At 33.1% G+C, this 23,934-nt stretch carries 22 protein-coding genes; 15 read left to right on the forward strand and 7 right to left on the reverse strand.

Annotated features, from left to right (window positions below; genetic code table 11):
* Positions 1–54: 54 nt before the first annotated feature.
* Both SPB_RS09995 and SPB_RS10000 read right to left on the reverse strand, forming a co-directional pair.
* A complete protein-coding gene (locus SPB_RS09995; RefSeq protein ID WP_003105751.1) occupies positions 55–1,674 on the reverse strand; it encodes an ATP-binding cassette domain-containing protein in 1,620 nt (539 codons plus the stop codon).
* An 81-nt stretch (positions 1,675–1,755) separates the two neighbouring features.
* Positions 1,756–2,628 carry a YitT family protein gene (locus SPB_RS10000; protein ID WP_003104058.1) on the reverse strand — a complete coding sequence of 291 codons (873 nt, stop codon included), beginning with the start codon at positions 2,626–2,628 and terminating at the stop codon, positions 1,756–1,758.
* A gap of 395 nt (positions 2,629–3,023) precedes the next feature.
* Here SPB_RS10000 and trpS point away from each other — a divergent pair, with 395 nt between their 5' ends.
* On the forward strand, positions 3,024–4,046 hold the full coding sequence (trpS, locus tag SPB_RS10005) for a tryptophan--tRNA ligase (protein ID WP_003103593.1): 1,023 nt from the start codon (positions 3,024–3,026) through the stop codon (positions 4,044–4,046).
* A gap of 242 nt (positions 4,047–4,288) precedes the next feature.
* The gene (gene guaB, locus SPB_RS10010; protein ID WP_003104758.1) at positions 4,289–5,770 is read left to right on the forward strand and encodes an IMP dehydrogenase; all 1,482 of its coding nucleotides are present in this window, start codon (positions 4,289–4,291) and stop codon (positions 5,768–5,770) included.
* A 187-nt stretch (positions 5,771–5,957) separates the two neighbouring features.
* Here the strand turns inward: guaB and recF are convergent, their stop codons facing one another.
* Positions 5,958–7,052: a DNA replication/repair protein RecF gene (gene recF, locus SPB_RS10015; protein ID WP_003105355.1), complete on the reverse strand. Its 1,095-nt coding sequence runs from the start codon at positions 7,050–7,052 to the stop codon at positions 5,958–5,960.
* Between the two features lie 2 nt (positions 7,053–7,054).
* The gene (yaaA, locus tag SPB_RS10020; protein ID WP_003103342.1) at positions 7,055–7,459 is read right to left on the reverse strand and encodes a S4 domain-containing protein YaaA; all 405 of its coding nucleotides are present in this window, start codon (positions 7,457–7,459) and stop codon (positions 7,055–7,057) included.
* Between the two features lie 376 nt (positions 7,460–7,835).
* On the opposite strand from yaaA, the gene yfmF reads away from it, so the two are divergent.
* From yfmF to SPB_RS10060, 8 genes are all read left to right on the forward strand, one after another.
* On the forward strand, positions 7,836–9,080 hold the full coding sequence (gene yfmF / locus SPB_RS10025; RefSeq protein WP_003105281.1) for an EF-P 5-aminopentanol modification-associated protein YfmF: 1,245 nt from the start codon (positions 7,836–7,838) through the stop codon (positions 9,078–9,080).
* Positions 9,080–10,360, forward strand: coding sequence for an EF-P 5-aminopentanol modification-associated protein YfmH (gene yfmH, locus SPB_RS10030; protein WP_003103837.1), 1,281 nt, complete (start codon positions 9,080–9,082; stop codon positions 10,358–10,360). Before yfmF ends, yfmH begins: the two co-directional genes overlap by 1 nt.
* A 49-nt stretch (positions 10,361–10,409) precedes the next feature.
* Positions 10,410–11,387, forward strand: coding sequence for a helix-turn-helix domain-containing protein (locus SPB_RS10035; RefSeq protein WP_003103025.1), 978 nt, complete (start codon positions 10,410–10,412; stop codon positions 11,385–11,387).
* 12 nt (positions 11,388–11,399) lie between these two features.
* A complete protein-coding gene (pgsA, locus tag SPB_RS10040; protein ID WP_003105484.1) occupies positions 11,400–11,942 on the forward strand; it encodes a CDP-diacylglycerol--glycerol-3-phosphate 3-phosphatidyltransferase in 543 nt (180 codons plus the stop codon).
* 2 nt (positions 11,943–11,944) lie between these two features.
* The gene (locus SPB_RS10045) at positions 11,945–12,784 is read left to right on the forward strand and encodes an energy-coupling factor ABC transporter ATP-binding protein (protein WP_003104392.1); all 840 of its coding nucleotides are present in this window, start codon (positions 11,945–11,947) and stop codon (positions 12,782–12,784) included.
* Positions 12,760–13,602 carry an energy-coupling factor transporter ATPase gene (locus tag SPB_RS10050; protein WP_003103733.1) on the forward strand — a complete coding sequence of 281 codons (843 nt, stop codon included), beginning with the start codon at positions 12,760–12,762 and terminating at the stop codon, positions 13,600–13,602. Before SPB_RS10045 ends, SPB_RS10050 begins: the two co-directional genes overlap by 25 nt.
* Positions 13,595–14,401: an energy-coupling factor transporter transmembrane component T family protein gene (locus SPB_RS10055; protein ID WP_003102771.1), complete on the forward strand. Its 807-nt coding sequence runs from the start codon at positions 13,595–13,597 to the stop codon at positions 14,399–14,401. Before SPB_RS10050 ends, SPB_RS10055 begins: the two co-directional genes overlap by 8 nt.
* Before the next feature lie 125 nt (positions 14,402–14,526).
* A complete protein-coding gene (locus tag SPB_RS10060) occupies positions 14,527–15,162 on the forward strand; it encodes a transglycosylase SLT domain-containing protein (protein WP_003105347.1) in 636 nt (211 codons plus the stop codon).
* 44 nt (positions 15,163–15,206) lie between these two features.
* Here the strand turns inward: SPB_RS10060 and SPB_RS10065 are convergent, their stop codons facing one another.
* From SPB_RS10065 to sdaAB, 3 genes are read right to left on the reverse strand one after another with little or no spacing between them, the layout of a single operon-like run.
* Positions 15,207–15,839, reverse strand: coding sequence for an HAD hydrolase-like protein (locus SPB_RS10065; protein WP_003104487.1), 633 nt, complete (start codon positions 15,837–15,839; stop codon positions 15,207–15,209).
* Between the two features lie 24 nt (positions 15,840–15,863).
* The gene (sdaAA, locus tag SPB_RS10070) at positions 15,864–16,736 is read right to left on the reverse strand and encodes an L-serine ammonia-lyase, iron-sulfur-dependent, subunit alpha (protein WP_003105129.1); all 873 of its coding nucleotides are present in this window, start codon (positions 16,734–16,736) and stop codon (positions 15,864–15,866) included.
* 11 nt (positions 16,737–16,747) lie between these two features.
* Positions 16,748–17,419, reverse strand: a complete 672-nt coding sequence (gene sdaAB / locus SPB_RS10075; protein WP_003105469.1) for an L-serine ammonia-lyase, iron-sulfur-dependent subunit beta — start codon at positions 17,417–17,419, stop codon at positions 16,748–16,750.
* 212 nt (positions 17,420–17,631) lie between these two features.
* Here sdaAB and mnmA point away from each other — a divergent pair, with 212 nt between their 5' ends.
* From mnmA to rplI, 5 genes are all read left to right on the forward strand, one after another.
* Positions 17,632–18,786, forward strand: a complete 1,155-nt coding sequence (gene mnmA, locus SPB_RS10080) for a tRNA 2-thiouridine(34) synthase MnmA (RefSeq protein WP_257865982.1) — start codon at positions 17,632–17,634, stop codon at positions 18,784–18,786.
* A 331-nt stretch (positions 18,787–19,117) separates the two neighbouring features.
* On the forward strand, positions 19,118–19,267 hold the full coding sequence (locus tag SPB_RS11400; protein WP_003104968.1) for an NUDIX hydrolase: 150 nt from the start codon (positions 19,118–19,120) through the stop codon (positions 19,265–19,267).
* A 232-nt stretch (positions 19,268–19,499) separates the two neighbouring features.
* Entirely contained in the window at positions 19,500–21,398 is a 1,899-nt protein-coding gene (mnmG, locus tag SPB_RS10090; protein ID WP_003105852.1) for a tRNA uridine-5-carboxymethylaminomethyl(34) synthesis enzyme MnmG, read from the forward strand.
* Between the two features lie 90 nt (positions 21,399–21,488).
* Positions 21,489–23,462, forward strand: a complete 1,974-nt coding sequence (locus SPB_RS10095; protein WP_003105670.1) for a DHH family phosphoesterase — start codon at positions 21,489–21,491, stop codon at positions 23,460–23,462.
* Positions 23,463–23,915, forward strand: coding sequence for a 50S ribosomal protein L9 (gene rplI / locus SPB_RS10100; protein WP_003102592.1), 453 nt, complete (start codon positions 23,463–23,465; stop codon positions 23,913–23,915).
* Positions 23,916–23,934 lie beyond the last annotated feature (19 nt).

Genomic DNA, 23,934 nt, shown 5'->3' on the forward strand with positions numbered 1-23,934 from the left:
TGCTTATTCTTTCTATTTTGAAAAAAAGAATAAGGCGTTTCCGCCTTATCTTTTTTATTTCCAAAGTTGTTCAACTTTAGCTTGAACTTCTGCATTTTCAAGGAATTCATCGTAGGTTTCATCAATACGATCAATAACCCCATTTTTTGAAATGACAACAATGTGGTTAGCAATTGTTTGAATGAATTCATGGTCATGACTGGCAAAAATAACTGATTCTTTATAATCTTTGATACCATCATTCAAACTTGAAATTGATTCTAAGTCTAAGTGATTAGTTGGGTCATCTAAAATTAAAACATTTGATTTTAATAGCATTAATTTAGATAGCATTACACGAACTTTTTCACCACCTGATAAGACATTAACAGATTTTTTAACTTCATCACCAGAGAACAACATACGTCCCAAGAAACCTCTTAAGAAAGTATCATCGTCTTCTCCTTTTTCGGCGAATTGGCGAAGCCATTCTAAGATAGATTCATCAGTGTCAAAATCTTTACTGTTGTCTTTAGGAAGGTACGAGCGACTAGTTGTCACTCCCCATTTAATTGTTCCTTCATAATCAATGTCATCTGCTAAAGCACGCATTAGTGCAGTAGTTTGAATATCATTTTGGCCAATGATGGCTGCTTTATCCCCTGGACGTAGGATGAAACTAATATTATCAATGATTTTTTCACCATCAATAGTAACTGAAAGGTTTTCAACTGTTAATAGGTCATTTCCCATTTCACGTTCTGCTTTAAAATTGATAAATGGATATTTACGACTAGAAGGTACAATATCTTCTAATTCAATTTTATCAAGCATTTTCTTACGAGATGTTGCTTGTTTTGATTTAGAGGCATTAGCTGAGAAACGTGCAACGAATTCTTGTAATTGTTTGATTTTTTCTTCTGCTTTAGCATTACGGTCTGATTGTAAACGCAAAGCTAATTCTGAAGATTGTTTCCAAAAATCATAGTTACCAACGTAAAGTTTAATTTTTCCAAAGTCCAAGTCAGCCATGTGAGTACATACTTTATTTAAAAAGTGACGGTCATGGGAAACAACAATAACAGTGTTTTCAAATTCTATTAAGAAATTTTCTAACCAGGCAATTGATTGAATATCTAATCCATTGGTAGGTTCGTCAAGCAATAGCACATCAGGCTTACCAAATAATGCTTTAGCAAGGAGAACTTTCACTTTATCTCCATTTGCTAATTCACTCATTGATTGGAAATGAAGACTCTCTGGGATATTTAAATTTTGAAGTAATTGTGATGCTTCACTCTCTGCTTCCCATCCACCTAATTCAGCAAATGTACCTTCAAGTTCTGCAGCACGAACACCATCTTCTTCAGAAAAATCTTCTTTCATATAGATAGCATCTTTTTCTTTCATGATGTTAAATAATTGTTCATTTCCCATGATGACTACATCAATAGCACGTTCTTCTTCGTAGTCAAAATGGTTTTGTCGCAATACTGAAAGGCGTTCATCAGTACCTAATGAGATATGACCAGTTGTTGGTTCGATATCCCCTGCAAGAATTTTTAAAAATGTTGATTTACCAGCACCATTTGCACCAATTAGGCCATAGGTATTACCAGCAGTAAATTTAATGTTAACTTCGTCAAAAAGTTTTCTATCGCTAAAACGTAACGATATGTCAGAAACAGTAAGCAATTTTTCACCTCATATTATTTATCTATTTTTCATTGTACATGAAAAAGCCCCTTTTTTCAATCAGAAAAGGGGTTATACTTTTTACATTGGTAGCAAGACATCTTCATCTTCTCGCTTATATTGTTTGGTTAAACTGAAACCACGACCAATAACATGGGCAGCTGGCATAACTACAACAAAAGCAGTATCATCAAGCTCATTAATTTTTTCTTGTAAAGATGGAAATTCATAAGTTGAAATAACAGCCATTAACATAACATTTTCTTTAGTTGTATATCCACCTCTAATAGGAATTTTAGTAACACCACGATCCATAACTTTATGAATATATTCTTTGATTTGAATATATTCTTTTGAAATAATCATGACATTCTTCGATGAATTAAAGCCAGTTTCCATAATAGCAATAACATACCCAATAGTTAATAAACAGATTGTGGAGTACATAACATCATCAGCAGATAAAGCTAAAAATCCCATTGCAACACTAATACCGTCAATAATAGTCATTGCAATACCTAAACTTAAAGGAGAATACTTGTGTAAGATTTGAGTTAGAATACCTGTTCCACCAGTTGATGAATTACCCCAAAAAACCATACCAATACCAATTCCCACAATTATTCCACCAAAAATAGCAGCTAATAATTGGTTATGCGTTATACTAGGTAAAAAATTAGTCATTCTAATTGCTATTGGATAAATCCAAGAACCATACAAAGTTTTAACAAAATTTTGTCTACCTAGGAAAAAATAACATAATAAAAGAAGTGGAATATTACTAAGCATTAAAAATAAAGATGGGCTAATACCAAATAGAACTTTCATTACCACTGCAATACCGACCATACCACCAGCAGCAATATGATTATCAACAAACATAGTATTAAAACCTATAGCTGTAATAAATGTTCCAACGGTTACAAATACCATATCTTTTAATCTATTCGTCATCCTTATTTATACTCCTTATCGTGAAAATAATACCATTATCTACTATGAATTAGTCTTGTGTCAAGAACTTTTTCCTATATTTTGCTAAACTTGACAAATTTGTGAAAATTTCATAGAATGAAAGCTAATTAGAAGAGTAATTTATTTAATTTTTTCAGAGAGTTAGTGGGGCTGTAAACTAACAAAATTAATAGATGAATGGACTAATGTATAAAATGGGATCAAACAATACATCTCAGGATTGGCACCCCTTATCGTGCAACTTCTTATTTAATAGAGAAGATGAGATAATACCAAGATAGAGGTATTAATTGAGGTGGTACCGCGTATTCAATTGTAATAACGCCCTCACGCATATTGCGTGAGGGTTTTTCTTTATAAATAAGGAGAAAGAAATGACAAAACCAATTATTTTAACAGGAGATCGACCAACAGGAAAACTACATTTAGGCCATTATGTTGGTTCTTTGAAAAATCGTGTTATCTTGCAAAATCAAGATAAATTTAAAATGTTTGTTTTCTTAGCAGATCAGCAAGCTTTAACAGATCATGCTAAAGAGTCTGAATTAATTCGCGATTCCATTGGAAATGTAGCTTTAGACTATTTGTCTGTAGGATTAGACCCTAATAAATCAACTATTTTTATCCAAAGTCAAATTCCTGAACTTGCTGAATTAACAATGTACTACATGAACCTTGTTTCACTAGCTCGCTTAGAACGCAATCCAACAGTTAAAACAGAAATTGCACAAAAAGGATTTGGTGAAAGTATTCCAAGTGGATTCTTAGTTTATCCTGTCTCTCAAGCTGCTGACATTACAGCATTCAAGGCTAATTTAGTTCCAGTTGGAAACGATCAAAAACCTATGATTGAACAAACAAGAGAAATTGTGAGAAGTTTTAACAATGCTTACAATACCGATTGTTTAGTGGAACCAGAAGGCCTTTATCCAGAAAACGAAGGTGCAGGTCGTTTACCAGGTCTAGATGGAAATGCAAAGATGTCTAAGTCTTTAGGAAATGGTATTTATTTATCTGATGATGCAGACACAGTTCAAAAAAAAGTAATGAGTATGTATACTGATCCGAATCATATTCGTGTTGAAGATCCTGGCCAAATTGAAGGGAATATGGTCTTCCATTATCTAGATATTTTTGGTCAAGATGGTGATAAAGCAGATATTCAAGCCATGAAGGAACACTACCAAAAGGGTGGATTAGGAGATGTCAAAACAAAACGTTATCTCCTAGAAATCTTAGAACGTGAGTTGGCTCCAATTCGTCAAAAACGCTTAGAATATGCTAGCGATATGGGTGAAGTATTCCGCATGTTGGAAAAAGGAAGTCAAAGTGCACAAGCTGTTGCTGCTCAGACTCTTTCAGAAGTAAAAAGCGCTATGGGAATAAATTACTTTTAATAATAGATAAGGGAACTTCAATAATTATTGAAGTTCCCTTTATTTGCGAACATTATTCTGAAATATCAGATGATTTTATAAAATAATTATATAATTACGAACATTATTTGTATTTATAAGGCAAAAATAGAAAATAATTTTTAATTTATTGACAAATTTGTTTAGCATGATATGATAGTAACAATAAAAAAATAGACTGGGTTACTATTCCCTATTACAATAAAGAAAAGAGGATCATTTTAATGTCAAATTGGGAAACAAAATTTTTGAAAAAAGGTTATACCTTTGATGATGTTTTACTTATTCCAGCTGAAAGTCATGTACTACCAAATGAAGTAAACATGCAAACAAAGCTAGCTAAAAATTTAACATTAAATATTCCTATTATTACTGCAGCAATGGATACTGTTACTGATAGTAAAATGGCCATTGCAATTGCGCGTGCTGGTGGACTTGGTGTTGTTCATAAAAATATGTCAATTGCTGAACAAGCTGAGGAGGTTCGTAAAGTTAAACGTTCAGAAAATGGGGTAATTATTGATCCTTTCTTCCTAACACCAAATCATAAGGTTGCTGAAGCTGAAGAATTAATGCAACGCTATCGTATTTCTGGAGTTCCAGTTGTTGAAACAATGAATAATCGTAAACTCGTTGGAATTATTACAAACCGTGATATGCGTTTTATTAGTGATTACGACTCACTGATTTCTGAGCATATGACAAGTGAAAAATTAGTTACTGCACCAGTTGGTACTGATTTAGAAACAGCTGAAAGAATTCTCCATGAACACCGTATTGAAAAACTTCCATTAGTTGATGATAATGGTCGTTTGTCAGGACTTATTACAATTAAAGATATTGAAAAAGTAATTGAATTTCCAAACGCTGCTAAAGATGATTTTGGCCGTTTATTAGTAGCGGCAGCTGTTGGTGTTACTTCTGACACCTTTGATCGTGCTGGTGCTCTATTTGAAGCTGGAGCAGATGCTATTGTTATTGATACAGCCCATGGTCATTCCGCAGGTGTTTTGAGAAAAATTGCTGAAATTCGTTCTCAATTCCCAGATAAAACTCTGATTGCTGGTAATATTGCTACTTCTGAAGGAGCACGCGCTTTGTATGATGCTGGTGTAGATGTTGTTAAAGTTGGTATTGGACCAGGTTCAATCTGTACAACTCGTGTTGTAGCTGGTGTAGGTGTTCCACAGATTACAGCAATATATGACGCTGCCGCTGTTGCGCGTGAATATGGCAAAACAATTATTGCTGATGGTGGTATTAAATACTCTGGTGATATTGTAAAAGCTCTTGCTGCAGGTGGAAATGCAGTAATGCTTGGTTCAATGTTTGCAGGAACTGATGAAGCGCCCGGTGAAACTGAAATTTTCCAAGGTCGTAAATTTAAAACATACCGTGGTATGGGGTCAATTGCAGCAATGAAAAAAGGGTCAAGTGATCGTTACTTCCAAGGTTCAGTTAATGAAGCAAATAAACTCGTTCCAGAAGGAATTGAAGGTCGTGTAGCCTATAAAGGTGCCGCTTCTGATATTGTCTTTCAAATGCTTGGTGGTATCCGCTCTGGTATGGGCTATGTTGGAGCAGCTACCATCGATGATCTTCACAATAAAGCACAGTTTATTGAGATGTCAGGTGCTGGTTTAATTGAAAGTCACCCACATGATGTTCAAATTACAAATGAAGCACCAAACTATTCAGTTCATTAATAATAATAAAAAAGAGTTAGGATTACCTATCTCTTTTTTGCTTTACTATTTTATAAACAAGTGTAAAGTAAGTGTAAAAATAATTTGATATTTGTGTAAAAAAATTATATAAACACTATAATTTAAGTAATTGTCAAACACATAATGTCAATTTATTGTAAAGTTAGTTGTAAAGTAAAAAGCAGACTCAGTCTGCCTTAATGGTTCCACTAGTTACATGAAAAGTTTTTAAAGTTTTTGGAAGTTGCGAGAGGTGTTCCAAACTAGTAGTAGTAATAAAAGTTTGAACATTTTCTTGAATGACAGTCTCAATTAATTTTGTTTGTCTTGTATTGTCTAATTCACTCATAACATCATCTAACAGTAGTATTGGATTATCTCCAGTCAAGATTTTCATTAAACTCACTTCAGCCATCTTTATGGATAAAATTAAGCTTCGATGTTGACCTTGGCTTGCAAAATTTGCATTCATATTATTTATATAAAATTCAATGTCATCTCTATGTGGGCCAATACTCGTATTCTTTCTAAAAATATCACGTTGACGATTTCTTTCAAGTTGCTCCATGAATTTTTCTTGAATAAGTTGACTTTGACTTGTATCAATGCTAGAAATATATTTAATTTGTAAACTTTCTAGTTCATTTGATATTGCCTGATGATGAGCATCTGCTTCTTTTTCAAGATCAGCAATGAATTGAATTCTTTGCTGAATAACACGGCTACCATAATATGATAATTGTTGATCCAAAACTACTAGAAAGTCAAAATCAATTGTTCTAGCAGCTTTTAAATATGCGTTTCTTTGTTTTAAAATATGGTTATAATTCGATAAGTCAGATAGATAAACAGGTTTAATTTGACCTAAATCAATATCAATAAACTTTCTTCGAAGACTAGGAGCGCCTTTAACTAATTGTAAATCTTCAGGAGCAAAGAGTACTACCATCATTGTACCTATATATTCAGAAAGTTTTGCTTGTTTTAATGAATTAATCTTTGTTATTCGACCTTTATCAGATAAATTAATTTCTAAACTGATATTACCTGAGAGGCGATTTAATTTTCCTTCAATAGATAAACGATCAGTTGAAAACTGGATTAATTCTTTATCACTTCTTGTGCGATGACTTCTAGTTAAGGCAATAAAATAGATAGCTTCTAAGATGTTCGTTTTTCCTTGGGCATTGTTTCCTATAAAGATGTTTAGTCCCTCTGAAAAATTTATATTTAAGTCATTATAATTTCTAAAGTGATTTAGTGTTAATTCCTTTAACCACATTATTATGTACCAGGAAATTTAACTGCTGGACCTTTACCAGATTTTCTTGGTCTAGTGTTAAATTTACTATTCTTTGTTTTTTTAGGAGTTTGTTTTGCTGGCTTTTTTAGTGATTGATTCATTTCTTTAACTATTTTAGCTACACGTTGCTTCTCTTCTTCTGCAAGGTTATATTCCAGAAGTTCCTCTTGGCTAGGTTCAGCAATAGTTATTGATAAATCTTGCTCTGGTAGAGTTACGATATCACCAATTCTAATCTTTTTACCTCTTCTTTTTTCGTCCTCACCATTAAATAACACAGTGTGTTCTACTAAGAATCCTTTAATTGCACCACCACTTTGAATGATTCCAAGTTCTTTAAGTAAGGCTTGTAAAGTTATAAATTCACTAAATAATTTGTATTCCATAAGTATTTCTCCATTTTTCAAGTCACATTATTATAGCATATTTTGAAAATAATAATTATTATCTAGAAATTTGAACTTTACTAAAAATCTAAATGTAATTTGTTATTTAATAACCCCTCATTTTTTTGACATGTTTATAAAAGAGTGTATAATGAACTTGAGTTACCATTGATAAAATCAATGATAACTCTAACATCCATGACCTCGCTGATTAGTGAATGTTTTCCTTTTTGTAAAAAAGGATTATATAAAAATAAGTTGAGTATACTCGACTTTTTTTACTAACTAAAATTTTTAATATTTAAGTCAATATAACAGATAACGCAGCTAAAAATGGTATAATTTAGAGAAACATATATTTATATAAGGATGTACTATGAAAATTGTTGAAGGAGTTCAACTTCACTTTATTAAAACGAAGCAATTTAAATCGAATCATATCACATTTAGATTTTCTGGTGATTTAAATCAGAAAACAGTAGCTAAACGTGTTCTAGTTGCTCAAATGTTAGCAACAGCAAATGAAGAATACCCTACAGCAAAAGCATTTAGGGAAAAACTAGCTCAATTATATGGTGCGAGTTTATCCACTACTGTTTCTAATAAAGGGCAAGTACACATAGTTGATATTGATGTAAGTTTTATTCAAGATAAATATGCTTTCAATGGGGAAAGTGTTCTTGATGAGATTATTCAATTTTTGAGGGGAATCCTATTTTCTCCTCTTCTTTCTGTTGCGCAATATCAACCTAAGGTATTTGAAATTGAAAAAGCAAACTTAATTACATATTTAGAGACTGATAAAGAAGACTCGTTTTATTATAGTTCTTTAAAAGCTAAAGAAATATTTTTTAGTGATGAAAATCTTCAAATTTCAAAATATGGTACGGTTGATCTTGTTGAAAAAGAAACAGCCTACACAAGCTATCAAGAATTTCATCATATGTTGATGGAAGATTTGATTGACATTTATTTGGTTGGTGATTTCGAAGAGTACCGAGTTGTCCAACAATTACATCAATATCCATTTGTTGATAGAGAAAAGTTTTTGATATTCAATTATAAACAAGATTATGTCAATATTGTAAAAGATAAAAAAGAAGTAAAAGATGTCAATCAGTCAATTTTAGAAATGGTTTATCATTTTAATGTTGATTTTGGAACAAAGGACCATTATGCATTAATCGTTCTTAATGGTTTATTGGGTTCTTTTTCCCATTCTCGGTTATTTACCAAAATTCGTGAGGAAGAAGGCATTGCTTACAGTATTGGGAGTAGAATGGACATATATACTGGATATTTAGATATATTTGCTGGAATTGATAATAATGACCGTAAAAAGACTTTACAGCTCATTATCAAAGAAATGAATGACATAAAAATGGGCAGATTTCCAAGTAGTTTAATTAAAAAAACAAAATCAATGATCATAAACACTGTAAATCAATCACAAGATAATTGTAAAGCAATGATTGACAGGTTGTATATTGTCGACTATGTTAATGAAAATTACCATTTAACTGAATGGCTTGACACTATTGACAAAGTAACGAAACGAGATATTGTCAAGGCGGCAAACTTATTGAAATTACAAGCACTTTACTTCTTGGAGGGAAAATAATGACTCCATTAACAAAAATTTCTTTTAATAAATTTGATGAAGAAATTCATTATTCTCGTCTAAAAAATGGTTTAGATATTTTTATAATACCTAAGTCAGGATTTAAAGAAAAAACAGCTATGTTGACAGTTGATTTTGGTTCGATTGACAAAAAGTTTACAGAAAGAAATCGTCTATGGGATAACCCTGAAGGCATAGCCCACTTTCTTGAACATAAACTTTTCGAAGATGATTTAGGACAAGATGCTTCACTTAAATTTACAGAATTAGGTTCTGATGTAAATGCCTTTACAACTTTTGACAAAACATCTTATTACTTTTCAACATCAGAAAATTTTGTGGAAAGTTTAATATTGTTACAAGATTTAGTTATGTCATCTAGCTTTACTGAAGATTCGGTCAATAAAGAAAAGAAAATTATTGGACAAGAAATTGATATGTATGCTGATGATGCAGACTATCAAGCTTATATTGGAATATTACAGAATCTGTTTGCAGATACAAGTCTAGCTGATGATATTGCTGGTAGTAAGGGCTCAATCAATCAAATTACTCCAAAAATACTAAAGCGTAATTATAGTTATTTTTATAAACCCAACAACATGAGTTTAATTATTGTTGGTGATGTCGACATAGGTGAAACTTTTACAGTTATTGAAAAGTATCAAAAAAAATACCGTGCTCGTAAGCAAGTTGAAAGAATTGATGACATTTCATACAATCCCGTAGTTAAATCTAGTTCAAAAAGCATGGAAGTCACAAATTCTAAATTAGTAGTTGGATACAGAGGGCAAAAGATTAAGAATGATATTTCTTTATTAAAAATCAAAATTGCTTTACGACTTGCTATGTCAATGTTATTAGGTTGGACATCAAGAACATATCAATCTTGGTATGAACAAGGAAAGATTGATGATTCCTTTGATATTGAAATTGAAATTAATTCCAACTTCTCTTTTGTTCTTATAAGTTTAGATACAAATCAACCAATTGGGATGTCAAGTGAAATCAGAAAAAAAATCAAAAACTGTAGCAATTCTGATGATTTTAACCAAGAACATTTTTCTATTTTAAAAAGAGAAATGTATGGAGATTTTTTACAAAGTTTGGATAATGTGGAACAGGTTGCTAGTCAATTCAATCTATTTCTAACTGATCAAGATACTTACTATGATATTCCCGATATTCTAGAAAAAATTCAGTTAGTAGAAGTTTTATCTATTGCGGATAACTTTTTTAAACAAGCTGAAGAATCAGATTTTACTGTCTTTCCAAAATAGTTAAAAGTTTGCTATAATTGATTTATTACATTAAATTCGAGGTACCTGTATGAGAGATAAAAGTCTTGGTGAGATTTTACGTGAATCCCGCATAGAGAAGAATATTACATTAGATTATATTGAAACTAAAAGTGGTATATCTTCGCATTATTTATTAGCAATGGAATTAGATCAATATAAAATTATTCCAGAGCATAAGATTGATCAGTTTTTGAAACAATATGGCGAGATTGTTGGTTTAGAATTTCATTATTTGAAAAATAAATATAATCAACAAATGTCTACAAAAATGGAAAATAAAAATCCAAGTGTAACTCAAATTGTTGAAAATAAATTAAGTCATCGTGTTGAAGATAAAGTTAATTTTTCAAGACAAGCTAAATCATTCGATGAAGAAGAAAAGAATACTTCAACTAAAAAAAATACTCAAGCTAATTTTTTAGTTGATAATTCGAAAGATGAAGATGATGAGTTTTATTTTGAAAGTTCGAGACATAGTCGTCTGAGTCATAATGAAAAAAGATCAAAATCTATTTTCATCATTGTCTTATTAACCTTTATTGCTCTATTAATTTTTGTCTTTATGTTTTTTGCTGTTTGGAAACAGATGAACAAAGAAAATAAAGCAAAAGAAGTCCAAACAAGTCAAGTTAACAAAACAACTTCTAAAAGTAAGACAAATACTTCAAGTAGCAGTCAGCCAAAAACAGAAATTACAAGTCAAGGACAAGATAATTATTTAGAAGCAACTGTTAAAAAGGCAAATGAATCGGTTGATGTGACCATCACTTTAACGGATGCTGAAAGTGCTTGGATTTCTCTTACAAATTCAGATATTGGCGAAGCTGGGACTACACTAACTAAAGAAACCCCAACTTACACGGCAACACTTGATAAAGATGTAAGCGAAGCATTATTAACGCTAGGAATAACCAAAGGCTTATCTGTTTCTATCGATGGGGAACCACTTGATTTAAGTCCTATCACTGTTACAGATACAAGTTATATCACTTTGAAATTTCAATAGTAAGGAATAAAAATGACAAAAAAAGAAAATATACCAAATTTATTAACCCTAATTAGAATTATCATGATTCCAATTTTCTTGCTTATTACAAGTTTATCGCAGTCTTTAACATGGCACATTGTTGCTGCAGTTATTTTTGCTATAGCCAGTTTGACAGACTACTTGGATGGTTATTTAGCTAGAAAGTGGGAAGTAGTTACTAATTTTGGTAAATTTGCCGATCCTTTAGCAGATAAAATGCTTGTTATGAGTGCTTTCATTATGTTAGTCGGTGCAGAATTAGCACCAGCGTGGATTGTTGCAATCATTATCTGTCGTGAATTAGCAGTGACAGGTTTACGCTTGCTTCTAGTTGAATCTGGTGGTACAGTTCTTGCTGCTGCTATGCCTGGAAAAATCAAGACCATGTCACAAATGTTCTCTATCATTTTTCTTTTCTGTCATTTAACGCTTATTGGCAATATTCTATTATATATCGCCTTATTCTTTACGATTTATTCAGGATATGACTACTTTAAAGGAGCTGGTTTCTTATTCAAAGACACCTTTAAGTAATCATGACAAATATTATTGAAGTATCACATATTAAATTTAAATACCATGAGGAACAGGAATATTACACTTTAAATGATATTTCGTTTCACGTGAAACGTGGAGAATGGTTATCTATTATTGGACATAATGGTTCAGGTAAATCAACTTCTGTCAGACTTTTAAATGGTATTTTAGAAGCTGAATCTGGTACAATTGTGGTTGACGGTGACCTACTATCTGAAAAAAACGTTTGGGAAATTCGTCAAAAGATTGGAATGGTCTTTCAAAATCCTGATAATCAATTTGTTGGAGCTACTGTCGAAGACGATGTCGCCTTTGGTCTAGAGAATAAGGGTGTCAATCATGCTGAGATGGTTGTTAGGGTTCAAGAAGCATTAGATTTAGTAGGCATGAGTCAGTTTAAAGACCGTGAGCCTGCTCGCTTATCTGGTGGACAAAAACAAAGAGTTGCCATAGCGGGAGCTGTTGCTCTAAGGCCAATGATAATTGTCTTAGATGAAGCAACTAGTATGTTGGATCCAAAAGGTCGTCTAGAACTCATTAAAACAATCCAATCAATTAGACATGAATATGATCTTACTGTAATTTCGATTACGCATGATTTAGATGAAGTTGCTTTGAGTGATAGAGTATTGGTTATGAAAAATGGTCAGATTGAGTCCAGTTCAAGTCCAGAGGAATTATTTTCTCGTGGTGAAGATTTATTGAATTTAGGACTTGATGTTCCATTTTCAAATTCTGTAATTAAATTATTAAAAGAAGAAAATTATCCCATTGAAGGCGATTATCTTTCAGAAAAGGAATTAGAAAATCAGTTATGGCAATTAATTTCCAAAATGTAAGCTATACTTACCAGGAAGGGACACCATTTGAAGGGCGTGCTCTTTTTGACGTTAACCTTGAGATAACTGATGGTTCTTATACTGCTTTTATTGGTCATACTGGATCTGGAAAATCAACAATAATGCAATTGTTAAATGGTTTATTAGTTCCAAGTAGAGGAACAGTAATTGTAGATGGTCAAGAAATTACACATCAATCCAAAAATAAAGATATCAAAATGGTTAGAAAGCATGTAGGTTTAGTATTTCAATTTCCAGAAAGTCAACTTTTTGAAGAAACTGTTCTGAAGGATGTAGCGTTTGGACCTCAAAATTTTGGAGTATCTAAAGAGGAAGCTGAACAACTCGCGCGTGAAAAACTAACAATGGTTGGTATTTCAGAAGAATTATTTGAAAAAAATCCATTTGAACTATCGGGGGGGCAAATGAGACGAGTTGCCATTGCTGGTATCCTAGCCATGGAGCCTAAAGTGTTAGTCTTAGATGAACCAACAGCAGGGTTAGACCCTAAAGGAAGACGTGAATTAATGTCACTCTTTAAAAAACTTCATCATTCAGGAATGACAATTGTCTTAGTTACTCATTTAATGGATGATGTGGCAAATTTTGCTGACTTTGTATATATTTTAGAGTCTGGTAAAATCATTACAAGTGGATTGCCCAAAAATATTTTTCAAGATGTCAAATTACTTGAAGAAAAACAATTAGGTGTTCCAAAAGTAACAAAATTTGCTCAAAATTTGGTTGAAAAAGGATTAGATTTACCTTATCTACCAATTACTCTAAATGAGTTAAGGGAGGTAATTAATCATGGATAAACTAATTCTTGGACGCTATATTCCTGGAGATTCAATCATTCATCGATTAGATCCTCGTAGCAAATTATTGGCTATGATTGTTTACATCATTATTATTTTTTGGGCTAATAATCTAGTGACAAATCTGACTATGCTAACTTTTACATTAGCAATTGTCTTCCTTTCAAAAATCAACTTTTCATTTTTTTTAAATGGTGTGAAACCAATGATTGGAATCATTCTATTTACGACACTATTTCAAATGTTTTTTACTCAATCCGGAAATGTATTGGCTCAATTTTGGATTATTAAGATAACAGATTTTGGTTTAAGCCAAGCCTTATTAATCTTCATGAGATTTGTGTTGATTATTTTCTTTTCAACCCTACTAACTTTAACTACTACTCCACTCAGTTTATCTGATGCCGTTGAGTCTCTTTTGAAACCATTTGAGCCTCTCAAAATTCCAGCACATGAAATTGGACTAATGTTGTCCCTTAGCTTACGTTTTGTTCCAACCTTAATGGATGATACCACTCGCATTATGAACGCCCAAAAGGCTAGAGGGGTTGATTTTGGGGAAGGGAATCTTCTGCAAAAAGTAAAATCGATTATACCAATTTTGATTCCTTTGTTTGCATCAAGCTTTAAAAGAGCTGACGCTTTAGCCATAGCAATGGAATCTCGTGGTTATCGAGGTGGTGACGGCAGAACTAAATTCCGTCTTTTGAAGTGGAAAACAATGGATACAATTGCAATATTATTAGTTCTCATCCTAGGTATAGTGTTATTTTTGTTAAAAAATCCAGATATCAACTAGATATAGACTAATAATTTCAGAATTTCTTATAAAATAAAATATCTCTGTAACATTTTTAATATAACTTATATATTTAGGTAATATACTTAGGTTAATATGTTAGTTAGAGAAAAAGAGGTATTTTTATGTATAGAATTAAAAATTTGAAAAAAAGTTATGTTAGTTTTGGGGTTCTAGCATTTGCAATTGGATTGTTAGCTTTAGTATTTACATTTTCAAGTAAAAATGTAGATACTGAATCATTTGCTAAAAAATCTGAAACAAAAGTCGTGAAAAAAGTTACTAAATCAAAAGTTGAAAAGTCATCATCTTCTTCTGAAAAAAAGAAACCTGAAGCAAGTTCAAGTCAAACAGAACAATCTTCTTCAATTGAAGTCACTGCTGCAACTCCAGCAGAGGTAGCACCAGCTACTGAAGAAACTGTTCCAGCTGAACAAGTTCAAGCTGCACCTGCTGCTCAAGCTACACAAGTACAACAATACGCTTCTACTCCAGCTTACCCATCAAACGGTAACACAGCTGGTGTTGTTGGAAGTCAAGCAGCAGCTCAAATGGCAGCAGCAACTGGTGTCCCACAAGCAACATGGGAAACAATCATTGCACGTGAATCTAATGGTAATCCAAATGTAGCAAATGCATCTGGTGCATCAGGACTATTCCAAACAATGCCAGGTTGGGGTTCGACAGCAACAGTACAAGATCAAGTTAATTCAGCAATTAAAGCATACAATACCCAAGGGATGTCTGCTTGGGGTTATTAATCAAAAAAGAAAAGAGCTTTTATTAGCTCTTTTCTTTTTTGTCTTTATTTTGATAATAGCTTAATTATTTCTTTGGGTGTATCAGCAATTAAGTTAGCACCATTTAATAGTAAGTCTTCTTTGCTACCAAAACCCCAAGTAACACCTAGAGTATCTATACCCGCACCTTTACCACCTATCATATCAAACTTTGTATCTCCGATAATGATAGCTTGATCTAAGGAAATATTATTTTCTTTTAAACAGGCCTTGATAACATCTACTTTTAGGAAACGGTTTTTCTCAGAACCATAAACTACTTTAAAAGAAGAATAGATGTCTAATTCTTTTAACATAACTTCTGCCATGGGTTGGTGTTTACTAGTTGTAACATACAAATCATAATTTAAATTAATCAGTTCATTTAATAAATCTTTGATACCCTTGTAAAGGTGAACTTGATAAACACCATTCGTTTTATAATAAGCTCTAAAATGATTAATAGCTTCTTCTACTTCACTAGCTTCTTGAAAATAGTCTAAAAATGTTGTTTCTAATGGTGGACCGATATAGGTTGACAGTGTAGTAATGTCTGGTGGTGTGATATTTAAGGTTGTAAAAGTATGTGTAAAGGCATTTACAATTCCTTGACTTGAATCTACCAATGTTCCGTCTAGATCAAATAATATAGCTGTCATCTTTCCTCCAAAAATTTTTGGAGTTTATTCTCCAAAAATTTGTTTCATATACTTTTGACCTGTTGGTGTTGCAGCTAAGCCACCTTCTGCTGTTTCTTTAAAAGCAGTAGGTAAAGCAGAGCCAACTTGATACATTGCATCTACAACTTCATCAACTGGAATTTGAGACTCAATGCCAGCCAGAGCCATATCTGCAGCTACAATAGCAAAACTTGCGCCAAGAGCATTGCGTTTTACACATGGTACTTCGACTAGACCTGCAACAGGATCACATATTAATCCTAACATATTTTTGATAACAAAAGCAATAGCTTGACTTGCTTGATAGGCTGTTCCACCAGCAGCTTTAACTAGTGCAGCCGCACTCATTGCTGAGGCTGAACCTACTTCTGCTTGACAACCACCCTCAGCTCCTGAAATGGAGGCATTATTACCAATAACCAGACCGAATGCACCAGCAGTAAATAGGAAATTTAGTTGTTGCTCTTTATTGAGATTTAATTTATCTATGGCTGTCGCCAATACAGCAGGTAAGCAGCCAGCACTTCCTGCGGTTGGTGTTGCACAAACTAATCCCATTTTAGCATTAAGCTCGTTTACAGCCATAGCATTTCGAACAGCAGTTAAGACTGTTGTATCACCAATAGTTTTCCCCGCTTGAATATAGTTATCCATTCGGAGTGCATCCCCACCGGTCAATCCACTAATAGATTTTGATGGCGTCAATCCATTGACAACAGACTCTCTCATGACCTGTAAATTACGTTCCATGATACTAACAATATCTTCACGCGAACGGCCAGTCATTTCAATTTCAGTAGCAATCATTAATTCTGCTACATTTCCATAGTGTTGTTCTTCAGCTTGTTGTACTAACTCTTCTATAGTATAAAACATAAATTCTCTTTCTAGTCAAAGAAGTTGACATTGTGTAAATGTGGAATTTTTTCAATAAGTTGAATTGCTGCTTGACAGTCGCGTGAATCAACTTCAATAATCATGATTGCTTTTTCACCAGCGGCTTCACGTGTTACATTCATTTGCGCAATATTAATATCAAAGTCTGAAAGAATATCAGTTACATGTGCAATCATACCCGGAATATCTTGATGGACGATAATAATTGTTGGTGTATTCATTGATAGCGAAACTGAGAAACCATTAAGTTCAGTAACTTGAATATTTCCACCACCAATAGAAATACCAGTGATACTCATCTCTTTGTCATCTTTCTTTACAGAAATTTTTACAGTATTAGGATGTGGAGCGTTACTGTCTTTCAAAATATCCCAATAGATTTTAATTCCTTTTTGATGAGCAATTTCAAGAGAATTTTTAATATCTGGATTATCTGTATCCATGCCCATAATTCCTGCAACAAGAGCCTTATCTGTCCCGTGACCTTGATAAGTTTTTGCAAATGAATTATAGAGATGGAAAGTCACTTCATCAGGGATTATCCCAAAAATGGAATGGACCACTCTTCCAATTCTAACAGCTCCTGCCGTATGACTACTAGATGGACCAATCATCACAGGTCCGATAATATCGAACACAGATTGAAATTTTTGTGTTTTCATATGCAACTCCAATTTTTATAATATAAGTTTATTATAACAGAAAAATGTCAAATGTCAGTAAAAAAAGATAAAAAATTATTGCAATGATAAAAATTTATCGTCACATTGAATTTATTGGCAATTTATAGAGAAATTGTTATAATAGGTGAGCATTAAAAATGCATTTCAAAATCGACCTTCAAATCGACTTTTGATAAAACGACGACCTTCAAATTGTACGTTTAACAAAAAGATGGGAGAAATTAATTATGGACAATTCAAACACACGCGTTGTGGTTGGAATGAGTGGAGGAGTTGACTCCTCCGTAACAGCGTTGCTTTTAAAAGAGCAAGGTTATGATGTCATCGGTGTTTTCATGAAAAACTGGGATGATACCGATGAACTTGGTGTATGTACTGCAACTGAGGACTACAAGGATGTAGCAGCTGTAGCTGATCAAATTGGAATTCCTTACTATTCTGTAAACTTTGAAAAAGAATATTGGGATCGTGTTTTTGAGTACTTTCTTGCTGAATACAAGGCAGGACGCACCCCAAACCCAGATGTCATGTGTAATAAAGAAATTAAGTTTAAAGCCTTTCTAGATTATGCTATGACTTTAGGAGCAGATTATGTAGCAACAGGACACTATGCTCAGATTGAACGTGATCAATATGGCACAGTCCATATGTTACGTGGAGTTGATAATGGTAAGGACCAAACTTACTTTTTAAGTCAATTATCTCAAAAGCAATTACAAAAAACACTTTTTCCGCTCGGACATTTGCAAAAGCCTGAAGTGAGAGCGATTGCTGAAAAAGCAGGCTTGGCAACAGCAAAGAAAAAAGATTCTACAGGAATATGTTTTATTGGTGAAAAAAACTTTAAACAATTTCTAAGTCAATATTTACCGGCTCAAAAAGGACGCATGTTAACAGTTGATGGGCGTGATATGGGTGAACATGCAGGTTTAATGTACTATACAATTGGCCAACGTGGTGGACTTGGTATTGGTGGTCAACATGGTGGAGATAACCAACCTTGGTTTGTAGTTGGTAAAGATTTATCACAAAACATTCTATATGTTGGTCAAGGATTTTATCATGAATCATTAATGTCAACAAGCCTTGATGCATCAACTATTCATTTTACAAAGGAAATGCCAGAAGAATTTACAATGGAATGTACAGCTAAGTTTCGCTATCGTCAACCAGATTCGAAAGTTACAGTACATGTAAAAGGTGATAAAGCAGAAGTAATTTTTGACGAGGAACAAAGAGCAATTACTCCTGGTCAAGCCGTAGTCTTCTATGATGGACAAGAATGTCTTGGTGGTGGGATTATCGATATGGCTTTCAAAAACGGTCAACCTTGTCAATATATTTAATTGACATCTCATTGAATATATGGCCTTAATAGGCTGATTCAGTAAAGATATTGTCAATTTTGTTTACAACATCTTTACTATAGTTGACACGAGTCAGTACAATTGATATTGACAAGCATAATATTTTTGATAGAATTAATTTAACAATATCATGATGGTCAAAGCTCATGGAGATTGTAGGTCTTTTTGACGTACACTTTCCTCGGGTTTTGACTTTTTTCTATCTTAGGGGATTAATATGACACCAGATTTTCGGACTGTGAATTCTAATTATGCAATGGAAGTTAGAAGTTCTGTATTACTCGTTAGGGATTGAGAAATAGTTTTAGTTGTGCAAGACGAAAATTTCTATACTATTGGTGGGGCTTTGCTATTTGGTGAAACATCTATTGAGACTGTTTCACGTGAAACAAGGGAAGAAATTGGAATCGATGTCTTTAATCTGCAGTTAGCATTCATTGTGGAAAACATTTTAGTATAAATTGGCAAAAATGGCATAATATTGAATTTCATTATATTGTAAATACTACTGAAGAACCCTCATTACAAATGAATGAATCAGGTGAAGTACGACAATGTAAATGGGTAACTTTTGATGCATGAAAGAATATTAATTTATTTCCCGAGTTTTTGAAGCAGGAGCTTCCTATTTGGGATAGACAGTTTAAGCATATAATTAATAAAGAAATTAAATAGGAAAAGGGAAATATAAGATGAAACATGAATTTACTGAGGTCTATGATGTAATTGTCATTGGGGCCGGTCATGCTGGTGTTGAAGCAGCTTTGGCGGCTAGTCGTATGGGGTGTAACACATTACTTGCGACAATTAGTTTGGATATGTTAGCATTTATGCCTTGTAATCCATCAATTGGTGGATCAGCTAAGGGGATAGTGGTAAGGGAAATTGATGCTTTAGGCGGAGAAATGGCCAAAAACATTGATAAAACATACATCCAGATGAAAATGTTGAATACAGGTAAAGGACCAGCTGTTCGTGCCTTAAGAGCTCAAGCAGATAAGAACTTGTATTCTCGTGAGATGAAACATACTGTAGAAAAACAAGAAAATTTAACACTCCGTCAAGCTATTATTGATGATATTCTTGTCGAGGATGGTCAAGTTGTAGGTGTTTTAACTGCCACAAAACAAAAATTTTCTGCTAAGTCTGTAGTTGTTACAACTGGTACAGCTCTTCGCGGAGAAATCATTCTAGGTGAATTAAAATATTCATCTGGACCAAATAACAGTTTAGCTTCCGTTACCTTAGCAGATAATTTAAAAAAATTAGGACTTGAAATTGGTCGTTTTAAAACTGGAACACCACCTCGTGTTAAGGCTTCTTCGATTGATTATGATCAAACAGAAATTCAACCCGGTGATCAAGCTCCAAACCATTTTTCTTTCCTAAGTAAAGATGAAGATTATTTACAGGATCAAATTCCATGTTGGTTGACATATACAAACAGTACCAGTCATGATATTATCAATAAAAATCTCTACAGGGCACCAATGTTTTCAGGTATTGTCAAAGGCGTTGGACCAAGATATTGTCCATCGATTGAGGATAAAATTGTGCGCTTTGCTGATAAAGAAAGACATCAATTATTCCTAGAACCCGAAGGTAGAGATACTGAAGAAGTTTATGTTCAAGGTTTGTCAACGAGTTTACCAGAGGATGTTCAGAAGGATTTAATTCATTCAATCAAAGGCTTGGAAAATGCAGAAATGATGCGGACAGGCTATGCCATCGAATATGATATTGTTTTACCACATCAATTAAGGGCAACACTTGAGACTAAGCTTATCTCAGGGTTATTTACCGCAGGTCAAACAAACGGAACTTCTGGTTATGAAGAAGCTGCTGGACAAGGAATAGTCGCTGGGATTAATGCAGCCTTAAAAGTACAAGGAAAACCAGAGCTAATTTTGAAGAGAAGTGACGCCTATATCGGTGTGATGATTGATGATTTAGTGACTAAAGGGACATTAGAGCCTTATCGCTTGTTAACTTCGAGAGCAGAGTATCGTTTAATTTTACGTCACGATAATGCAGATATGCGTTTAACAGAGATTGGACGCGAAATCGGTTTAGTTGATGATATTCGTTGGGATAATTTCCAAATTAAAAAAAATCAATTTGAAAATGAATTAAAACGTTTAGATAGTATTAAGCTGAAACCTATCAAGGAAACAAACGAAAAAGTTCAGGCTTTAGGGTTTAAACCTTTGACTGATGCAATGACGGCTAAAGAGTTCATGAGAAGGCCTGAAATTTCATATCAAACAGCTGTTTCTTTCGTCGGTCCTGCTGCAGAAAATTTAAATCCAAAAATCATTGATATGTTAGAAACGGAAATTAAATACGAGGGATATATCAATAAGGCCTTGGATCAAGTTGCTAAGATGAAACGCATGGAAGAAAAACGAATTCCTAAAAATATTGATTGGGATGCTATTGATTCAATTGCAACAGAAGCTCGTCAAAAATTCAAAAAAATTAATCCAGAAACAATTGGTCAAGCCAGTCGAATTTCTGGTGTCAATCCAGCTGATATTTCAATCTTAATGGTCTACATTGAGGGAAATGGCAAAGCTAGAAGAAAAATCTAAAAGGTCATGAAAATGTAACCTCAATAGGACAATGCAGCTCTGTTTTTCAGGGCTGTTTTGTGGTATAATAATTGCTTAAGAGGTTAAAAGATGAAAAGATTTCGTTTTGAAACCATTCATTTAATTATGATGGGATTAATATTATTTGGCTTACTCGCCCTTTGTGTAAGAATAATGGAATCAAAGGTACTAATTTTAGTAGCTATTTTTCTGGTACTCTTATTTATTGTTGCCTTACTTTGGTATCAAAAACAAGTTTATGAATTGTCAGATTTTGATCACATAGAAATTTTGAATGAACAAACAGAAAATAATCTTAAAACTTTGTTAGATAAAATGCCTGTTGGGGTTATTCAATACGACCAAGAAACTAAAGCAATCCTTTGGTATAATCCTTATTCGGAATTAATATTTACAGATGAAAATGGCAATTTCGATAATCATATTATTGAAAATATAATTGATGAAAAGCTTGAAGGTAACATTTCACAAACTTTCGAAATATCGGGGAATCGTTATTCTTCTTATATTGATGAAGCCAATGGAATATTTTACTTTTTTGATGTTTACGTAGGCAATCGCCAAACTGTTGATTCAAGCATGTTGCGACCAGTGGTTGGGATTATCTCAATTGATAATTATGATGACATTACAGATAATTTAACAGACGCAGATGTATCAGCTATTAATAGTTTTGTAGCCAATTTCATTGCTGATTTCATGGAATCTAAGCATATCTTCTATAGACGAGTTAATATGGATCGTTATTATTTCTTTACCGATTTTCACACTCTGAAAGATTTGATGGATGATAAGTTTGCCTTTTTAGAAGGATTCAGAACTCAAGCTCAAGAAAAACAATTGCGCTTAACTTTAAGTATGGGGATTTCATATGGTTTAAAAAATCATAATGAAATTGGACAAGTTGCTCTTGAAAACCTTAATATTGCTTTAGTACGAGGTGGTGACCAAGTTGTAATTCGTGAAAACGATGAGAATAAAAATCCCGTATACTTCGGTGGAGGTTCGGTATCAACAGTAAAACGATCACGGACAAGAACACGTGCCATGATGACCGCTATTTCAGATAGAATAAAAGTTGTTGATAATATCTTTATTATGGGACATAAGAAGTTAGATATGGATGCTTTAGGTTCAGCTGTTGGTATGCAGTTCTTTGCTTCAAATATTATTGAAAATTCTTATGTTGTCTATGACCCAGATGAACTAGGACCAGATATTGAACGTGCCATTGAGCGATTACAAGCAGATGGGAAAACTCGTTTAATTAGTGTTCATCATGCAATGAGATTAGTAACTTCTAAATCGATTTTAGTTTTAGTTGATCACTCAAAAATTTCTTTAACATTATCAGAAGAGTTTTACAAAATGTTTAAGGATGTTATAATCGTCGACCATCACAGACGTGATGATGATTTCCCAGAAAATGCTATCTTAACTTTTATTGAAAGTGGAGCAAGTAGCGCTGCCGAGTTAGTAACAGAATTAATTCAGTTCCAAAATTCTAAGAAACGTTTGAGTAAAATTCAAGCAAGTATCTTGATGGCTGGTATCATGTTAGATACAAAAAATTTCTCAACTCGGGTTACTAGTCGTACCTTTGATGTGGCAAGTTATTTGCGCAATAAAGGTAGTGACAGTGTTGAAATTCAACAAATTTCAGCTACTGACTTTGATGAGTATCGTCAAATTAATGAAATTATTTTGCGAGCAAATCGTCTACATGATACTATCATGGTAGCAACTGGACTTGACAATTCACTTTACACAAATGTCATTGCTAGTAAAGCTGCAGATACCATGTTATTGATGGCAGGCGTGGAAGCTAGCTTTGCTATTGTCAAAACAAAACAAAATAAAGTGATTATTTCAGCAAGAAGTAGAAGTAAAATCAATGTTCAACGTATTATGGAAAAACTTGGCGGTGGTGGACACTTTAATTTAGCTGCATGTCAAATTGACAATGATAGTTTACTTGATGTAAAAGAAATGTTAATTGAAACAATCGAAAATACAATGAAAGAAACAAGTGAGGTAGAATAAATGCGTGTAATTTTTTTACAAGATGTTAAAGGAAAAGGAAAAAAAGGCGAGGTTAAAGAAGTACCAACTGGTTATGCTCAAAACTTCCTATTGAAAAAAAATCTAGCTAAAGAAGCAACGACTCAAACAATTGGTGAATTAAAAGGTAAACAAAAAGCTGAAGAAAAAGCGCAGGCAGAAATCTTAGCTGATGCTAAAGCAACAAAAAAAGTATTAGACGAAGAAAAAACTCGTGTTTTATTTACAGAAAAAGTTGGACCAGACGGTCGTACTTTTGGATCAATTACTGCTAAGAAAATCTCAGAAGAATTGAAGAAACAATTTGGAATTACAGTTGATAAAAGACATATTGTTCTTGATCACCCAATTAGAGCAATTGGGTTAATTGAGGTTCCTGTAAAATTACACAAAGAAGTCACTGCTGAAATAAAATTAAAAATTGATCAAGCCTAATCGTATATATTAAATGATA

This window comes from Streptococcus parauberis NCFD 2020, assembly GCF_000187935.1.
Classification (GTDB): domain Bacteria; phylum Bacillota; class Bacilli; order Lactobacillales; family Streptococcaceae; genus Streptococcus; species Streptococcus parauberis.

Bases quoted from the DNA above. Each gene is read 5' to 3' on its own strand.
- SPB_RS10000 (WP_003104058.1), bottom strand. From the start codon at position 2,628: ATGACGAATAGATTAAAAGATATGGTATTTGTAACCGTTGGAACATTT.
- trpS (WP_003103593.1), top strand. From the start codon at position 3,024: ATGACAAAACCAATTATTTTAACAGGAGATCGACCAACAGGAAAACTA.
- guaB (WP_003104758.1), top strand. From the start codon at position 4,289: ATGTCAAATTGGGAAACAAAATTTTTGAAAAAAGGTTATACCTTTGAT.
- recF (WP_003105355.1), bottom strand. From the start codon at position 7,052: ATGTGGTTAAAGGAATTAACACTAAATCACTTTAGAAATTATAATGAC.
- yaaA (WP_003103342.1), bottom strand. From the start codon at position 7,459: ATGGAATACAAATTATTTAGTGAATTTATAACTTTACAAGCCTTACTT.
- yfmF (WP_003105281.1), top strand. From the start codon at position 7,836: ATGAAAATTGTTGAAGGAGTTCAACTTCACTTTATTAAAACGAAGCAA.
- yfmH (WP_003103837.1), top strand. From the start codon at position 9,080: ATGACTCCATTAACAAAAATTTCTTTTAATAAATTTGATGAAGAAATT.
- SPB_RS10035 (WP_003103025.1), top strand. From the start codon at position 10,410: ATGAGAGATAAAAGTCTTGGTGAGATTTTACGTGAATCCCGCATAGAG.
- pgsA (WP_003105484.1), top strand. From the start codon at position 11,400: ATGACAAAAAAAGAAAATATACCAAATTTATTAACCCTAATTAGAATT.
- SPB_RS10045 (WP_003104392.1), top strand. From the start codon at position 11,945: ATGACAAATATTATTGAAGTATCACATATTAAATTTAAATACCATGAG.
- SPB_RS10050 (WP_003103733.1), top strand. From the start codon at position 12,760: ATGGCAATTAATTTCCAAAATGTAAGCTATACTTACCAGGAAGGGACA.
- SPB_RS10055 (WP_003102771.1), top strand. From the start codon at position 13,595: ATGGATAAACTAATTCTTGGACGCTATATTCCTGGAGATTCAATCATT.
- SPB_RS10060 (WP_003105347.1), top strand. From the start codon at position 14,527: ATGTATAGAATTAAAAATTTGAAAAAAAGTTATGTTAGTTTTGGGGTT.
- SPB_RS10065 (WP_003104487.1), bottom strand. From the start codon at position 15,839: ATGACAGCTATATTATTTGATCTAGACGGAACATTGGTAGATTCAAGT.
- sdaAA (WP_003105129.1), bottom strand. From the start codon at position 16,736: ATGTTTTATACTATAGAAGAGTTAGTACAACAAGCTGAAGAACAACAC.
- sdaAB (WP_003105469.1), bottom strand. From the start codon at position 17,419: ATGAAAACACAAAAATTTCAATCTGTGTTCGATATTATCGGACCTGTG.
- mnmG (WP_003105852.1), top strand. From the start codon at position 19,500: ATGAAACATGAATTTACTGAGGTCTATGATGTAATTGTCATTGGGGCC.
- SPB_RS10095 (WP_003105670.1), top strand. From the start codon at position 21,489: ATGAAAAGATTTCGTTTTGAAACCATTCATTTAATTATGATGGGATTA.
- rplI (WP_003102592.1), top strand. From the start codon at position 23,463: ATGCGTGTAATTTTTTTACAAGATGTTAAAGGAAAAGGAAAAAAAGGC.